General features: G+C 63.3%; 1 protein-coding gene. It reads right to left on the reverse strand.

All coding sequences use genetic code 11. From position 1 onward, the window contains the following. The coding region (locus tag SB772_RS41240; RefSeq protein ID WP_410838680.1) for a hypothetical protein at positions 1-217 on the reverse strand (217 nt) is incomplete at its 3' end. Positions 218-270: the final 53 nt, after the last annotated feature.

The raw sequence follows: 270 nt of genomic DNA on the forward strand, positions 1-270 counted from the left end.
TGTTGAGCTCGTCAAGCAGGAGCAGACCCGCCTTGGCTTTGTTCAGGTTCTGAACCCACTGGAAGGACCAGAACTTGGTCGCGCCCCCATCTTCGATCGACACGCGGAGGAAGTCGGTGGCTTCACGGTTGGAACCGATGACCGTTTCCTCGTGTCGGCCCCAGCCAGAGGTCGAGGATTCCATGGTTGCGGTCTTGCCCGGGCCGGGCTCACTCACCGATGACTCCGACGGGGACGTTGGCCTGGACACCGGCGGCAAGTGCGCGCTGC

This window comes from Paraburkholderia sp. SIMBA_030 (assembly GCF_046535245.1).
Classification (GTDB): Bacteria; Pseudomonadota; Gammaproteobacteria; order Burkholderiales; family Burkholderiaceae; genus Paraburkholderia.